Below are 13205 nucleotides of genomic sequence, written 5' to 3'. Positions count from 1 at the left end.
GCCGGGCTGGTGGTGTGGGCCTGGGCCTGAGCGGGGGTCATGCCGATGGCCGCACGAGGCCCCGGACGGCGTACAGGGAATCCGTGTCGACTCGCCGTTGAGTCGGCAGCGAGCCATCGGAACGAACTGCTGGCGTCGCCGAGTGCGCGGAGCGGCCTGGACCGGGGGTGGGCTGCCGGGTGTCGGGGCGGGGGCGCCTGGTGGCTCTTTGCGGCTTTATCGGGCTCCGGAGCGCGGTTGGTGCGGGTGAGTGCTCCACTTGCCGGACGGACCACTCCGGTGAGTGACCGGATGACGTACGCAATGCCCGGGTCTGGCAGGTCCGGCCGTCTGGCGAGAGGGGGACGGCCCAGGTCATGGGCCCGGGAAGGCGCACACGGCAATCGCAAGAGCGGCTGTTTCGCCAGATGACCGCCCCGCCCTGCGCCCGCCCCCTGCTCGCCGCTGCGCTCACCTTCCGCCGCCGCACCCCGCACAGGACTGGCACACCGCCGCCCGCTGCCGACACCTGCCCGCCGCCCTGCGGGCATGATGGTCGAGTGCAGCAGCCCTCTCCCGAACCAACACCGATCATCCTCGCCATTGACGACCTCAGAGCGCTGCCCCAAGCGACACGGCTCGCCCGCACGAGCCGTGAAGGAGTCCAACTCCTCCAAGAGCACCGGGAAATCTTCATCGACGAGCTCTGGCTCGACCACGACCTCGGCGGGGGTGACAGCATCATGCCGGTGGTGACCCTCCTGGAGGAGGCCGCCTTTCATGGAAACCCGTTCCAGATCGGCACTGTCTACGTGCACAGCGCCAACCCCATCGGGGCCGAGACTGTTGTGCGCTGTCTTTCTCATTGGAAGTACCGCGTTAAAAGAGCCGTCGCCCAATGAGTAGCTAGCCAGTTGAGCGCCTGAGATGTTCCACAGCCGGGCGCGGTCGGGTCGAAGCCGTGCTCGGCCAGCCAGCGAATCGCCAGCAGACTTCGCAACGACCACCACGCGCGGATCAGCCGAGGTCGACTCGGCGTCGTGGTCGGCAACGACGTCGCCAGTGCTCCTCGTGTCCGAGCGTCAAGGCGGCGAGGTTGAGCAGGGCGTCACCCTGGCACGCATCGGCCCCCAGCCCTGCCAGCCGTCTGCCCTGTGCTGCGGTCTCCGGCAGCCCGTCACCGGCGCCCCTCAGCGCGCGGCCGTGCCGACTTGTCAGCCGATTTGGCCCGGCCGGTGCCTCAGGATGCCGGTGCGCTCGCCGGTCGCGGCACCCGCCACCCGGCGCGGGCCCGGGTGCCCGCCGCACCGGGATCCGCCGCTCAGTGATCACGGCGTCGGAGCCGCCTTGGATAGCCCCGTTCACCGAGTTGAGCCCGCGCGCCTTAGGGAAGCTGGTGACCGTGCTGCAGCGCGAGGGCGCGGACGCGGTTCGCAGACGGCTGCACCACTGACCAGAGCCTGAGCCTGGACGGCTGATCGGCGCCGGGGCTGGTCCGGGATCACGCTTCCCAGTCCGCATAGTCTCCGATCGCCACGTCGTCGCAGAAGGTCTCCCAGAACCCATCGCCTGCGTGGGCAGTGGCGTCGATGCCGGAGATGAGCTCGCGCAGCTCTGCCGCCACCTCCTCGAACCCCTCCTCGTCGTCCTCCGCGTAGAACGGGAAGCGTGCGATCACAGCCGCAACGCATCGGTTGAAGGAGTCGAGGTCAATGTTGACGTGATTCACCCTCGATGAATCGATATGGGGTATATGCACTATGTGGCCACTGGCCACATCGATGGCGATGCGTCCGAACGGGCCACTCGTCGCGATAGCGACCACCCCCCGTTCACCGATCCCTCCGAAGTACGCCGGCTCGCTCAGCGGCCGGTACTCGTACCCAATCAACCCGCACGGGATGCCGGTCGTCCTGAGGTCGACAGCGATTTCGGTGGGCACCTCGGATGGCAGCTCGATGGCGATCAAGACGAACTCGGGCTTCGGCAACGGCGGCAGGGGATGGCTCACGGGAGGATCCTCTCTCGATGGACTGCCTGGGAGCACCAAACGGTGCAGCTGCCGCCGACGAGGGAATCGCAGAACGCGGCCGCGTCCGGTCCGGCTACCAGCGCATGCCGAGCTGGTCCAGGTCGGCGCGTCGTTCGGGGGTGAGTTTGTCGGCGCGGCGGCGGGTGTTGTCCAGGAACGTCCCGAGTTTGATGTCGACCGCTTCGCCGTCGACGTCCAGGCGCTCGATGTGCTTGCGGCCCGGTCGTAGGTGTCCTTCGCGGGCGTGGTACTGCCGGGCCGCGCGCAGGTTCAGCGCCCACTTGCCGTCTGCGGTGAACCTGACCGGGCGCTCCGCGACGCCGACGGGCTCCGGTCCGAGTGTGCTGCCGAGGGCCACTGCTGGGCGGGGGTGAGCTTGTCCCACCCGTGCCGCTGCGCGGCGACCCATGCCCCGAGGTCTTCGCCCTGGACGACGAGTTCACCGGCCACCTCGGGCAGGGTGCCCCCGACGTGGGTGTGGGTGTGAGTGAGGGTGAAGCGGCGCTGCCAGGCCACGTCCCACCTCAGGATGCACCCATCCCGGGTCGATGGCCTCCAATGCCGCCAGCCGGCTCTCCAGCAGCTCGTCGGCACCTCCGGGAACGGGTTCGCCGGCGGCGCGTCGCTCGGCGTTCTCCAGTGGCCTGCGGGTCTCCGCACGCCTGTTCTTGGCCCACACTCGATCGGGTAGCTGTCTTCCCCCACCGCGTTCACGGGGGGGAAGGCGGGAAGTGCGCGTGTGCGGCGGCCCACGACCGGGCGACCGTGAGGCTATGTGACTTCGTGCATTGCCTGGCAGGTGTCCCGGTGACGGGACGGCCTGTCAGATGGTTTCAGCGGTAAGGAGTAAGTAGTGAGAGTCGAGATGGACCTGCGGGCATCGGACGCGGGTGTCTCCGGACTTGCGGTCGAGTGGTTCGAAACGGCCGCTGAGGGGCTTTTCTCTCCCCTCCTTCGTAGCCTGCGGAACGGTCCCGAATTGTGCATTCCGAAGAAGGGTGAGGGTGTTCTGGGGTCCCCTGGGGGTATCTGGGCCTCGCTGACCGAGCAGGACCCGCTACAGGGTAGGGTCCGGGTCCGGAAGGCCTGGTCCGAAGGGAATTGGAGCGACTTCCTCGCGAGAGTGGCCGAGCAGCCTGCGGACAGTGAATTCTGGATTCTGGAACTGAGTGAACAGGGGCGCCGATACGGGGCCAGTCAGGCCAAGGTTTCTGTTCAGTCTGTCAGCGCGGACGGTGAATGGCATCGGCTGCGGGTGGAATATGGGACTGGAGAGCCTGGCGCGCACTCGCGTCATAGGATCATTTCGTCACTGGATGTGAATTCCGCAGTCGAGCATCTCAGGCGTTTTGCGCTAAGGGTTCCGATCACTTTCGGCTGTGTCACTGATGACGACGGTCACGGTGGGGAAACGATGCTGGAGGACCGGCTGGGGCTGAGCCCGCTGAAGGGGATCCAGGAGAGCCAGGATGTGCTTCGCGGATATCCCTGAGTGACCGTGTGCTCCGCCCGCATCGCCGATCGCCTCGGCGGCGTCGCTCGACTGCGCGAGTCCGGTGCCTTCAAGGAGGTAGAGGAACTACCCACGGGAAGCGTGTGGTGGAGAGCTACGGATCGCCTTGACGACTACACGGGGGAGGCGCTGCGCAGCGTCTTCAGGGTCGTCGCGCCAGCGCTTCCTCCGGGGCGGCCACGCCCGTATGTCGGCCGCGAGATCGGCCGTCTCGTCTACGAGGACCCGGTGGTTGACACAGGCTGAGGGACAATGAGGCTGTGTTTCCGGGTCGGTGTGACAACGACGGTGCACGGCGCCCCCCTTGTCCGGGAGGTCGCCGTCGTGCCGTGGCGTCCACAAGTTCCGCCCGCGGATCTTGGCGGACGCTGAGAACCTCATCGTCGCCGGACTCACCCGCACCCGGCGCCTGGTGGTGGTGCGCCCACGAGTAGCGCACTGTTTCCCTGGACATGTTCTACAGGATGTGGGCGCAGCTGGTGCCCGGCCACTTCGGCCTGGTGCTGGCAGGCCAGAGCGGCAAGATGGAGAGGGTCCTGGACCGCCCGGCACTGGCGAGCCTGAAGTCTGGCCATGACCGACGCTCCGGCGAGTCCGAAGACCGTGCGCAGAACCGGGACGTCCAGGAGCTTGCCGACTCCCGCGAGGCCCAAGCCGGCGTAGAGCACCTCGATGGAGGCGGCGCGAGGCCGATGGCAAAACCGGACAGGAACCCGTTCGCGCAGCAGCTCGCCATTCCGTTTCCCGCCGATGTTGACGAGCGAGTCGACGCTGGCCAGCTCGCGACGGCGCCGTCGTCCAGCTCGGCCTCCAGCTGCGCCGTCGCGGCCGGCCGGGGCGCCGGGGCGATCGCCCCTCTGCCGGAATGGTGAGAGGCACCGAGAACTGCCTGTGACGTGCACACATGCCGCTGGTGGCAATCCGCTGCGATCAGTAGCCGGAAAGCCCTTCGGTGCTCGTCGAGAGGGGCGAGGCTGGCGATCTTCCCCAGTTGCTGGTCGACCCTGCCGCGAAATGTGATCAGCAGCGCTGACGTGTGCGTCGGGCCCAGTCCGAGGTGTTCACGAGAAGGGCTGACGTGCTGCGTTTCGAGGGTTCGAAATGATCGCTGTCCGTCGAGGAGATGGGACGGCCCGGATTACGGCAGCTCAGCCGGCGTCGGCCGGGGTAAGGCCCAGCCGGATCTGGCTGTCCGCGGTCGCCACGATCGTCTCCACGATGTCCCTGGGCTCCCAGCCCAGCACCGAACGGGCCTTCTCGTTGCTGATGACGGGGATCCGGCCGCCCAGGGCCGCGGCGTCGCGCAGGGCCGGTTCCGTCTTCGCAGCCTCGCGCACCTGCTCGATGGTGAGCTCCGCGGAGGGCAGCAGACCGGCCGCCGCGGGGAAGTGCTCACGCAGCACCCGCGCCATGCCGAAGAGACTGATCGACGGTCCGCCGACGGCGATGAAACGCTCCCCCGCCGCCTTCGGGTGCAGCATGGCGCGCAGGTGCAGGTCCACGACGTCCCGTACGTCGACGACACCGAAGTACATGATCGGCACGACGGGCATCCGTCCGGTCAGCATGTTCCTGACCAGACCGACGGAGCCGGAGGGCCGGTCGCCCAGTTGGGGGCCGAAGATGCCGGTGGGGTTGACGACCGTCAGCTCGATGTCTCCGTGGGCGTTTGCGTAGTCCCAGGCCGCGCGCTCGGCGAGCACCTTCGACTTGTGGTAGGCGGGCAGGCCCTCGGTGTCCGGGTCGGTCCAGTCCGCCTCCGAGTAGTGGTTGTCGGGCTTCACCGTGTATCCGACCGCGGCGTAGGACGACGTCATCACCACGCGGGGGATGCCGGCCTGCCGGGCTGCGGCGAGGACCCGCAGCGCACCGTCACGGGCCGGGAGGACGACGTCGTCCTCCGTCTTCGGCGGAGTGACGGGGAAGGGCGACGCGTGGTGCAGCACGTGACCGACACCGTCCATGGCCTCCGCCCAGCCGCCGTCGGCGCCGAGGTCGGCGACGGCGAACTCCAGCCGGTCCGCCGGATCAACCCCGGCCCGCCGGAGCGCGACCAGCACCTGTGCCTCCTGTCCGGGCTCCCGGATCGTCACCCGGGTCTGATACCCGTCGCCCACCAGTCGGGCGATCGAGTGACTGCCGACGAGACCGGTACCACCGGTCACGAGTACCCTCTCGCGTTGCGAGGCGGAGGTGACGGCCTTCTGTGTGTTCATCCTGCTCGGTCCTTCAGTCGTTGAATTGGTCCATCACGCGCGTGACGTCTTCGATCGCCCGCTTCTCGGCGGCGGCGTCCCCACGGACCCGGGCGTCCCAGAGGTCCGCCTTGCCGCGCAGGTACGCCAGGCGGAGCTGGAGCCGCTCGATGTCCGCGGCCAGCTTCTCCGCCTGTGCGGCGAACAGGTCCCGCTGCTCGGCCGCCGCGGAGTCGCCCCGGGCGAGCAGATCCAGATAGCGGCGCATTCCACTGACCGTCATCCCCGCCGACCGCAGGCAGGCCAGCGCCTCGACACGGTCCGCGGTCGCCGGGTCGTAGCGGCGATGACCGCTGGACTCGTCGCGCGCGACCCTGCCCAGCAGGCCGATCTTCTCGTAGTAGCGGAGTGTGGGCTCGGTGAAACCCGATCGCCGGGCCATCTCCTGGATGGTCAGGCCCGCGGCTCGGTCTGTGCTTCCTGCCATGCGGTCAAGCCTCCGGCACTTCAAGCGCTTGAAGTCAAACCGGAGCGTGGCGATGCGGCGCGCGTCACCCGGAAAGGAGGCAGGACGGTGGTGCGTCCCGTTGAACCCGTCGGTCTGCCTCCCCGTGCTCCTGCACGGGGACACCGCACGCTCACGGCCCCCGTCCGTCCGCTTCCTGGGGAGTCGCCATGCTCGGGGTCCTGGCCGTCGACGACGAGGAACCGGCGCTCGCCGAACTGCTGTTCCTGGTGCGGGCCGATCCCCGGGTGCGGTCGGCGGAGGGGGTCCTCGAAGCGGCCGAGGCGCTGCGGCGGCTGGGCCGTCGAGGGGCGGACGGCGCGGCCGGCGTCGACGCGGTGTTCCTGGACGTCCGCATGGCGGGGCTCAGCGGTCTGGACCTCGCCCGGCTGCTCGCCGGTCGCGCCGAGCCGCCCCGCGTCGTCTTCGTCTCCGCGCACGCGGAGCACGGGGAGTACGCCCTCCGGGCGCCCGGCACCGCCCACTGCCTCACCGCCAGACGACACGCTCACCGCCGAACAGCGGGCGGAGCGCGGTGACTACGTCGGCTGCATCGCCGGCGCGCTCTCCTTCGCCGAATACCGCACGGGCCTCGAAAGGACAGAATTCACCGACATCGCGATCACCGCGACCCATCCGGTCGCCGACGGCATGCACTCCGATGAACGGGGCGACGGAGGCGGGCGCGATCCCGGCGAAGGTGCCGGTGAAGACACGGCCGATGGTCACCGGACGGCGGATGCGGCCGCCTTCGGCGAGGGCACCACGCACGTCCCCGCACTCGTCGGTGAGGCGCGATCCGGGGACCGTTGTGTGGGCAGAAGGAGGGAGGGTCAGCCCGGGCCGGTGCGCTGGGCGATGACAACCGTGACACGGCATCGAGGAGGACGAGAGAGGCCGGAACCGTTGCCGCGTGGCTCAACAAACCCCACGGCGGCGCCGCGCTCCTGCGTGACCTGGCCGCCGACAGCACGTGGAATCTGCTGGATCGCTGCCTGCAGGACGACAGCCTCCCCCTCGACGTCCGCGCGGCCGGCTGCCTCGGCCATCGCCCGCGGCAGCACCCTTCCCGGGCCGTCCTGGCTGTTTCCTGGCCAACTCGCCGACCACGGGTAGTCGAACTCGATCAGGTGAGTGATGTACGGGCGGCTTGTGTCCGCAGAGGCCGTGTGCGGGTGACGCCGTGTAGTGATTGAGCAGGCGCGTCGGCGCGAGCGGTTTCGTGACGCAGTCCGGTGCGCGTGGTGCATTCCAAGACCAATGACGTGGTGCAGATCACCTCTTCGTTCGCCCTCGGGCGCCCGGTGGCACGTCTTCTGCGGTTCGGTTCCTCTTGTCGGCGTTCCGCTGACCGCGCGACCGCACGGATTACAGCTCATGGGATGAGAGATGATCAGGTAAACCGTTCGGGGAGGACCTTGATGAACGTCACCTTGCAGGTGGACGCGACGCCGTCTGCCTCCGCGCTCTTCCTGCGCCCTTGGGATGATGGCGACGTTGAGCCGCTGGTCGAGGCATATCGCGATCCCACGTTGCGTCGTTGGACGAGGCTTCCGGTAGAGAGCATCGAGGATGCAGCGGAGTGGCTGGAGATGCAGAGACGCGGCTGGGAGACCGGAGAGCGGTTGAGTTTCGCCGTGTATGAAGATCACTCCGGCACTGGCAAGGGCCGACTGGTTGGGAACGTGGTTATGAAGCGGACCGGTCCCAGCCAGGAATCCGCAGAGGTCGGCTATTGGACAGCAGCCCACGCCCGAGGCCGGGGGGTGGCCCCTCGTGCTCTCGAAGCGCTCACCAGTTGGGCCTTCGATGTCTTTATGGTCGAAGGTCTGGAGCGTCTCAATCTGCTCCATCAGATGGACAATCTCGCGTCGTGCCGGGTTGCGGAGAAGGCCGGATACGGGTTTCACCAGGTCCTTCCGGCTCGGCCGCCTTTCCCCAGGGACGGCCACTTGCATATACGGAGGGCCGACACTCCGGCCTGATGCCGGGGAGCCGATGCCTGCCCGCGTCGTCGGCTGCATGATCCGATCACGGTGGTGCGGGCGCCAGGGAGTCGAGTCACGGATGCCGTCTCAGCGGCTGTGGCCCGAAGGTGGACGATCTCTTCGTGTTGGGCGGTGAGCCGGGCCAGGGCCTGGCTGCGAAAGTCCGTGAGCTCCTCGGTCGTCTGCTCCGTCTCGGAGCGGCGGCCGCGTCGTCTTCACCGGCTACTGATGCGGGCGGTCACCGAGCAGACGACGGCGAGGCTGGTACTGCTGGCGGTCGTGCTCACGATCGATCAGGCCGGTTGGGCGGGCGGCCGGGCGTACGCAGAAATCATTTGCGGTGCCGCGGCTCGGGGCCCAGACTATGCCGGTGCTGATCCGACGCGAAAGGCCTGCCGATGTCCCCGCCGTACGAACCGTCACCGCGGCGGCCTTCGCCAAGCCGGAGACTCCGGTTCCGGTGGAGGTAACCCTCCTCGACGAGCTGCGCACCTGCGACGGCTGGCTGCCGGAACTGTCGCTCGTGGCACTCAACGACAAGGACGAGGTAGTAGGCCACGTGGTTTGCACCCAGGGTCATGTCGGCACTGCCCCCGCCCTGGGCCTCGGCCCGCTCAGCGTGCACCCCGACCACCAGCGCCGCGGCGTCGGCCTCGCCCTTGTCCACACCGTGCTCGGCGCAGCGGATGCCCTGGGCCAGCCCCTCGTCGCCCTCCTCGGCAGCCCCGAGTACTACGGCCGCTACGGTTTCCGCACCAGCATGGACTACGGCATCACCGCACCGGACCCTTCATGGGGCGAGTACTTCCAGGTCCGCACCCTGACCGCCCACGACCCCGCGCTGCGGGGCGTCTTCAAATACGCGGAGCCGTTCGAGCGGGTCTGACATCGGTGCAGGGGTCAGCTTTCGAGTTCCGTCGGACGATCTCGGCTGCGTAGGCGCCCCAGTCTCCGGCGGCGGCTCTCTGCCATTTGACGGCGACGGTGATGTCGATGCCGAGGGTGCGGGCGAGGACCGCGGCGGGCAGCTCGATGGCGAGCTGGAACAGCGCGGTCGAGCGGGGCTCGGCGAGCCGGATGCCGAGTTTGCGGAGCTGTTCGCCCATGGCCCAGGCACCGAAGCCGCCAGCGTCGTCGGCCCGAGGCCGTCCTGGACGACCTGCTGTGGGGCCGCGGCCGGATCGTGGCCGCCCTGCGCGAGGACCTGCCTGGGGGCGCGGGGAACACCATCCGCCACACCATGAGACGCACCGCGTACGGGGACCATCCCCGCACGCGCGGGGAGCACGGGGAGGCCGTGGATGGTGATGGTGAGGCGGGGGGCGCCTCTATGTCTTTCGTCAAGGTGCCCCTGGCGGGTTTGGGGTGGTTGGGGCTTGCTGGGGTTATGCGGCGAGTTCGACGTCGTCGGGTGTGCGGGGTTCGTAGAGGGTGCCGTCGCGGAGCATGGCGAACAGGACGCTGGTGCGGTGGCGGGCGAGGCGCAGAAGGGCCTGGGTGTGGGTCTTGCCGCGGGCTCGGCACTTGTCGTAGTAGGTGCGGGAGGTGGCATCGTGCAGGGCGGCGAACGCGGAGAGGAACATCGCGCGTTTGAGCTGCCAATTTCCGCTTCGGGGTGCGTGTTCGCCGTGGATCGAGGTCCCGGACGACTTGGTCGCCGGTGCGAGGCCGGCGTAGGAGGCGAGGTGGGCGGCGCTCGGGAACGAACTGCCGTCGCCGACGGTGACCAGGAGGACTGCGGCGGTCCTGACGCCGAGCCGGGCAGCGACGTCAGGACCGGGGAAAGAGGGTGGGCCTCCAGCAGTTCGTTGATCTGTGTTTCCAGGGCCCGGCGTTGTTCGTGTACGGCCGCGAGCGAGCGGGCCAGGGAGGGGACCACGATGTCGAGGGTGCCGGTGCCAGGGACGACGATGGTCTGTTCGTCGAGCGCCTCGAAGACGTCGTCGATGAGCCGGGCGGCCATGCGCGGGGCCTTCGGCCGGATCAGTTCGACGAGTCTGCGGCGGCCTGCCTTGCGTAGGGCGGCCGGAGAGCCGTGGCGTTCGAGCAGCCAGGTGACGGCCTGGTGGTCGAGGCGGGGCCCGAGGACGCGTTCCAGGCTGGGGTGGAACTGGGTGAGCAGGCCGCGTATCCGGTTGGAGGTGCGGGTGGCCTCGGCTGCGAGGTCCTGGTCGAAGCCGACGAGCACGGTGAGTTCGGCGGTGATTTCGTCGGTCAGCTCCAGCGAGCGCAGGGTGTGCGGCATGGTGCGGGCTGCGTCCGCGATCACCGCGGCGTCCTTCGCGTCGGTCTTGGCCTCGCCCGGGTAGAGGTCGGCGATCCGCCGCATGGCGAGTCCGGGCAGGTAGCGACCTGGCAGCCCGCGTCGCGGGCGACTGCGAGCGGGAGGGCGCCGATCGAGGCAGGCCTGCTGCTTGAAGTGAACGAAGCCACTCGTGGTCACCGACAGCGCCGCCACCCAGTAGCACCTCTGGAGCGCCGAGCCCTGCCCTTCCCGGCCGGGCGCGGCGCTCCGCCGTTCCAGCCCTTCGCTCCGGGCAGGAGGCTCCCTTGCATCCGATCCGTCTGATCTCGTTCGGTTACCTGCATCTGCCCACCTGCCCGGACGGCTCCCCGGTCCCGCCCGCCGCCGACCGGATCGAGGACGTCCACGACCGGCTCCGCGACCCGGCCGCCGCCCGCGACATCCTCGACCTCGACGGTGTCAACCCCCGCGCAGGACGTCGTCCTGAACACCTCCGGCACCCGCGAGCTGCTCGCCAACCTCGCCGACTGTGCCGACCTGCCCGCCGGCCCCCGCCGCATCGCCATCGGCTGTGCCGACGGTCTCTAGCCACAAGCAACTGTTGCTGAGATTTCAGTGACTGTGAGTAGCTGTATGTTCACTCGTTGGTGATCGATGACCTTGAGGTGGAAGCCGGTCCGTTGGCGCGGTGGCAGGTGCATTGGTGCGACCCGCGGCGGGAGGTGTCGTGGTACGCGGCCGATCCGGTGCTGGCGGGCCTGCCGACGCTGGCAGAGTGGGCGCACGCGCACGGCACGAAGACGGGGCAGCCGGTGCTGCTGCGGGCCGATGGTTGGTCTTCCGGAGGTCAACGGATTCTTCGCCTCGGCGCGGATGCGCAACGCGAGCACGGGCACGCGGAGGAAGTACGCCTTCGCGGTAGCCGTCTGGCTGGGATTCCTTGATGCGGCGGGCCGGGCCTGGCACGACGCGAACACAGAGGACGTCGCCGGGTTCAAGTTCTGGCGGATGACCGACGAGGCCGACGTCCGGCGCGTGGTCGGCGGGACGGTGCTGGACGACCTGATCGCGATCAGCGCGTTCTACCTCTGGGCCGGTTTCCGGTTCGGAGTGAGCGATCCGGTGGCCCGACGGCAGATTCCCGGCCCTGACCCGGGCACGAGCACGGAGTCGTTCGAGGCCAGCCCGCACCTCGTACGCAGCAAGGACGTGAAGTGGCTGGACCCGGCCGGCTACGCCCGCTGGGTCGACGTCGGGCTGCGCGGACTGGACGCTACTCGTTGCGGGCCGCCATCGAGAGAATCCCAGCCTGGGTCCTGGTCAGGCCGGAGGCTGCGGCCCGATCCCCCTGGGGCACCGGACGGTCGCGGTCACGTCTTGCCCGCCGCATGCATCTTCACCTGCACCTCAGCCGACGGCTCCCGCACCAGATTCCACCCGAACCCGCCCGGTGTCCGGGGATCCAGCGGGCGAGGCCGCGGAGGCAGCGTGCTGGCGTCGCCCACCGCCACCGCCCCCGGCCTGGCCTCCAGCCGGAATCCGGTCACTGCGCTGGCATGCTGCCCCGCGTTGGCGAACAGCTCGGAGACCATCAGCAGCACCGCCTCCGCCCCGCTGCCGCCCTCTGGCAGGGCCGCCAACAAGAACCCTCGGGCGATGTCTCTGGCCTGCTCTGCCGTCTGCACCCGGCCCTCGTTCAGGGCGGCGTGGTGGGGTTCCTCCTGAGGCGAGTACACCATCACGGTTCCGGCGATCGTTTGCCGATAGGCGGAGCGTCTCGTGGGTGAACCGCTGGGGCGGAGCCGGTCGTCGGTCACCGGCTGGAGGCGCGCACGGCTCCGGCGCTCGCGGTCACCACCAGGGTGATGGCGACAAGGTCGATGCCGGTCAGGCTCTGGTTCAGGACGAGGTAGCCGGCCAGGGCGGCGACGGCCGGGGCCAGGCTCATCAGGACGGCGAAGGTGGCGGGCGCCAGTCGGCGCAGCGCCAGCATCTCCAAGGTGTAGGGCAGGGCGGAGGAGAGTACCGCGACCGCCGCGCCCAGGCCGAGGGTGAGTGGATGGAGCAGTCGGCCCCCGGCGTCGGCGAGACCCGCCGGGAGGCTGAGGACTGCTCCGACCGCCATTGCCAGGGCGAGGCCGTCAGCCTTGGGGAAGCGGGCGCCGGTGCGGGCGGACAGCAGGATGTAGGCCGCCCACAGGGCTGCGGCGCCCAGGGCGAAGCCGACGCCGGCGCCGTCCAGGCTGTCCAGACCGCCGCGGCCGAGCAGTGCTACGCCGCCCAGAGCCAGCGCGGCCCACAGCCAGCTGGTGGCGCGGCGGGCGGTGACCACGGACAGCACCAGCGGGCCGAGCACTTCCAATGTGACCGCCGTGCCCAGCGGGATGCGGGCGATGGCTTGGTAGAAGAGGGTGTTCATGCCGGCCAGGGCGACGCCGAAGGCGACGATCACCGTCCAGTCGGCGCGGCGGTGGCCGCGTACCCTGGGCCGGCACACCGCCAGCAGCAGCACCGCGGAGACGGTCAGGCGCAGCGCGACGATGCCCAGGGCGCCGGCCCGGGGGAACAGGGAAGCGGCCGTCGCGGCGCCGAATTCCTGGGCCAGCAGGCCGCCCAGGACCAGGCCGGTTCCCAGCGCCGGGCCGCCGGCCGGCCGGCCTTGGGCCTCCGGTGCAGGCGGCGCGGGCCTGGCGGCTGTGTCGGTGGCCGAGGGGGCGGAGGGGGGCGTGGCGGTCATGGATTCGACGC

15 protein-coding genes and 5 pseudogenes are annotated in these 13205 nt (G+C 69.6%); 10 read left to right on the top strand and 10 right to left on the bottom strand.

The annotated features are described in order from the left end of the window. Window positions 1-539 precede the first annotated feature (539 nt). Window positions 540-881 (top strand): cyclic-phosphate processing receiver domain-containing protein, encoded by a 342-nt coding sequence (locus tag AQJ11_RS33140; protein ID WP_059265642.1) that lies wholly within the window; start codon window positions 540-542, stop codon window positions 879-881. Here AQJ11_RS33140 and AQJ11_RS52820 read toward each other — a convergent pair. Further along, window positions 842-1107 (bottom strand): annotated as a pseudogene (locus AQJ11_RS52820) (hypothetical protein); the annotation flags it as partial. The gene AQJ11_RS33140 and the pseudogene AQJ11_RS52820 sit on opposite strands and share 40 nt — an antisense overlap. Before the next feature lie 184 nt (window positions 1108-1291). Here AQJ11_RS52820 and AQJ11_RS48570 point away from each other — a divergent pair. Further along, window positions 1292-1417 (top strand): annotated as a pseudogene (locus AQJ11_RS48570) (IS5/IS1182 family transposase); the annotation flags it as partial. A 63-nt stretch (window positions 1418-1480) separates the two neighbouring features. Here AQJ11_RS48570 and AQJ11_RS33135 read toward each other — a convergent pair. Next, window positions 1481-1990, bottom strand: coding sequence for an SUKH-4 family immunity protein (locus AQJ11_RS33135; RefSeq protein ID WP_059265641.1), 510 nt, complete (start codon window positions 1988-1990; stop codon window positions 1481-1483). Window positions 1991-2084: 94 nt separating this feature from the next. After that, the gene (locus tag AQJ11_RS51515; RefSeq protein ID WP_244218455.1) at window positions 2085-2369 is read right to left on the bottom strand and encodes a helicase associated domain-containing protein; all 285 of its coding nucleotides are present in this window, start codon (window positions 2367-2369) and stop codon (window positions 2085-2087) included. 495 nt (window positions 2370-2864) lie between these two features. On the opposite strand from AQJ11_RS51515, the gene AQJ11_RS33125 reads away from it, so the two are divergent. Together AQJ11_RS33125 and AQJ11_RS33115 are read left to right on the top strand one after the other, a co-directional pair. Then, entirely contained in the window at window positions 2865-3503 is a 639-nt protein-coding gene (locus AQJ11_RS33125; protein WP_059265640.1) for a hypothetical protein, read from the top strand. 473 nt (window positions 3504-3976) lie between these two features. After that, complete coding sequence (locus AQJ11_RS33115; protein WP_059265638.1) at window positions 3977-4396, top strand: hypothetical protein; 420 nt, start codon at window positions 3977-3979, stop codon at window positions 4394-4396. Window positions 4397-4672: 276 nt separating this feature from the next. On the opposite strand, the gene AQJ11_RS33110 is transcribed toward AQJ11_RS33115, so the two are convergent. Both AQJ11_RS33110 and AQJ11_RS33105 read right to left on the bottom strand, forming a co-directional pair. Next, window positions 4673-5740, bottom strand: coding sequence for an NAD-dependent epimerase/dehydratase family protein (locus tag AQJ11_RS33110; protein WP_059265637.1), 1068 nt, complete (start codon window positions 5738-5740; stop codon window positions 4673-4675). 13 nt (window positions 5741-5753) lie between these two features. Continuing rightward, window positions 5754-6206: a MerR family transcriptional regulator gene (locus AQJ11_RS33105; protein ID WP_059265636.1), complete on the bottom strand. Its 453-nt coding sequence runs from the start codon at window positions 6204-6206 to the stop codon at window positions 5754-5756. Between the two features lie 188 nt (window positions 6207-6394). Here AQJ11_RS33105 and AQJ11_RS33100 point away from each other — a divergent pair. Beyond that, window positions 6395-6670, top strand: a pseudogene (locus AQJ11_RS33100) (LytR/AlgR family response regulator transcription factor); the annotation flags it as partial. 52 nt (window positions 6671-6722) lie between these two features. Continuing rightward, window positions 6723-6884, top strand: a pseudogene (locus AQJ11_RS51510) (arsenite S-adenosylmethyltransferase); the annotation flags it as partial. 173 nt (window positions 6885-7057) lie between these two features. Here AQJ11_RS51510 and AQJ11_RS49405 read toward each other — a convergent pair. Next, complete coding sequence (locus AQJ11_RS49405) at window positions 7058-7273, bottom strand: hypothetical protein (protein ID WP_159061721.1); 216 nt, start codon at window positions 7271-7273, stop codon at window positions 7058-7060. A 372-nt stretch (window positions 7274-7645) separates the two neighbouring features. Between AQJ11_RS49405 and AQJ11_RS33090 the strand changes: the two genes are divergently transcribed. Then, entirely contained in the window at window positions 7646-8209 is a 564-nt protein-coding gene (locus tag AQJ11_RS33090) for a GNAT family N-acetyltransferase (RefSeq protein WP_059265634.1), read from the top strand. A 373-nt stretch (window positions 8210-8582) separates the two neighbouring features. Then, window positions 8583-9098 carry a GNAT family N-acetyltransferase gene (locus AQJ11_RS33085; RefSeq protein WP_059265724.1) on the top strand — a complete coding sequence of 172 codons (516 nt, stop codon included), beginning with the start codon at window positions 8583-8585 and terminating at the stop codon, window positions 9096-9098. On the opposite strand, the gene AQJ11_RS33080 is transcribed toward AQJ11_RS33085, so the two are convergent. Both AQJ11_RS33080 and AQJ11_RS33075 read right to left on the bottom strand, forming a co-directional pair. Further along, on the bottom strand, window positions 9067-9318 hold the full coding sequence (locus tag AQJ11_RS33080) for a hypothetical protein (RefSeq protein WP_059265633.1): 252 nt from the start codon (window positions 9316-9318) through the stop codon (window positions 9067-9069). The two genes, AQJ11_RS33085 and AQJ11_RS33080, sit on opposite strands and share 32 nt — an antisense overlap. A gap of 279 nt (window positions 9319-9597) precedes the next feature. Continuing rightward, window positions 9598-10621 (bottom strand): annotated as a pseudogene (locus AQJ11_RS33075) (IS110 family RNA-guided transposase); the annotation flags it as partial. A 292-nt stretch (window positions 10622-10913) separates the two neighbouring features. Here AQJ11_RS33075 and AQJ11_RS52175 point away from each other — a divergent pair. Continuing rightward, window positions 10914-11045, top strand: a complete 132-nt coding sequence (locus AQJ11_RS52175) for a hypothetical protein (protein WP_279616959.1) — start codon at window positions 10914-10916, stop codon at window positions 11043-11045. Window positions 11046-11101: 56 nt separating this feature from the next. Further along, the gene (locus AQJ11_RS49400) at window positions 11102-11401 is read left to right on the top strand and encodes a hypothetical protein (protein WP_159061720.1); all 300 of its coding nucleotides are present in this window, start codon (window positions 11102-11104) and stop codon (window positions 11399-11401) included. Between the two features lie 426 nt (window positions 11402-11827). Here AQJ11_RS49400 and AQJ11_RS33065 read toward each other — a convergent pair whose 3' ends face one another. Both AQJ11_RS33065 and AQJ11_RS33060 read right to left on the bottom strand, forming a co-directional pair. After that, a complete protein-coding gene (locus AQJ11_RS33065; protein WP_159061719.1) occupies window positions 11828-12274 on the bottom strand; it encodes an ATP-binding protein in 447 nt (148 codons plus the stop codon). Next, on the bottom strand, window positions 12271-13194 hold the full coding sequence (locus AQJ11_RS33060; protein WP_059265631.1) for an EamA family transporter: 924 nt from the start codon (window positions 13192-13194) through the stop codon (window positions 12271-12273). The genes AQJ11_RS33065 and AQJ11_RS33060 overlap by 4 nt, the downstream gene beginning before the upstream one ends. Window positions 13195-13205 lie beyond the last annotated feature (11 nt).

The sequence above is a fragment of the Streptomyces corchorusii genome (assembly GCF_001514055.1).
Classification (GTDB): Bacteria; Actinomycetota; Actinomycetes; order Streptomycetales; family Streptomycetaceae; genus Streptomyces; species Streptomyces olivaceoviridis.
The sequence above is the reverse complement of the archived record's forward strand: the minus strand, read 5'-3'. Positions and strand labels throughout refer to the sequence as shown.

Bases quoted from the DNA above. Each gene is read 5' to 3' on its own strand.
- AQJ11_RS33115 (WP_059265638.1), top strand. From the start codon at position 3,977: ATGTTCTACAGGATGTGGGCGCAGCTGGTGCCCGGCCACTTCGGCCTG.
- AQJ11_RS33110 (WP_059265637.1), bottom strand. From the start codon at position 5,740: ATGAACACACAGAAGGCCGTCACCTCCGCCTCGCAACGCGAGAGGGTA.
- AQJ11_RS33105 (WP_059265636.1), bottom strand. From the start codon at position 6,206: ATGGCAGGAAGCACAGACCGAGCCGCGGGCCTGACCATCCAGGAGATG.
- AQJ11_RS49405 (WP_159061721.1), bottom strand. From the start codon at position 7,273: ATGGCCGAGGCAGCCGGCCGCGCGGACGTCGAGGGGGAGGCTGTCGTC.
- AQJ11_RS33090 (WP_059265634.1), top strand. From the start codon at position 7,646: ATGAACGTCACCTTGCAGGTGGACGCGACGCCGTCTGCCTCCGCGCTC.
- AQJ11_RS33080 (WP_059265633.1), bottom strand. From the start codon at position 9,318: ATGGGCGAACAGCTCCGCAAACTCGGCATCCGGCTCGCCGAGCCCCGC.
- AQJ11_RS33060 (WP_059265631.1), bottom strand. From the start codon at position 13,194: ATGACCGCCACGCCCCCCTCCGCCCCCTCGGCCACCGACACAGCCGCC.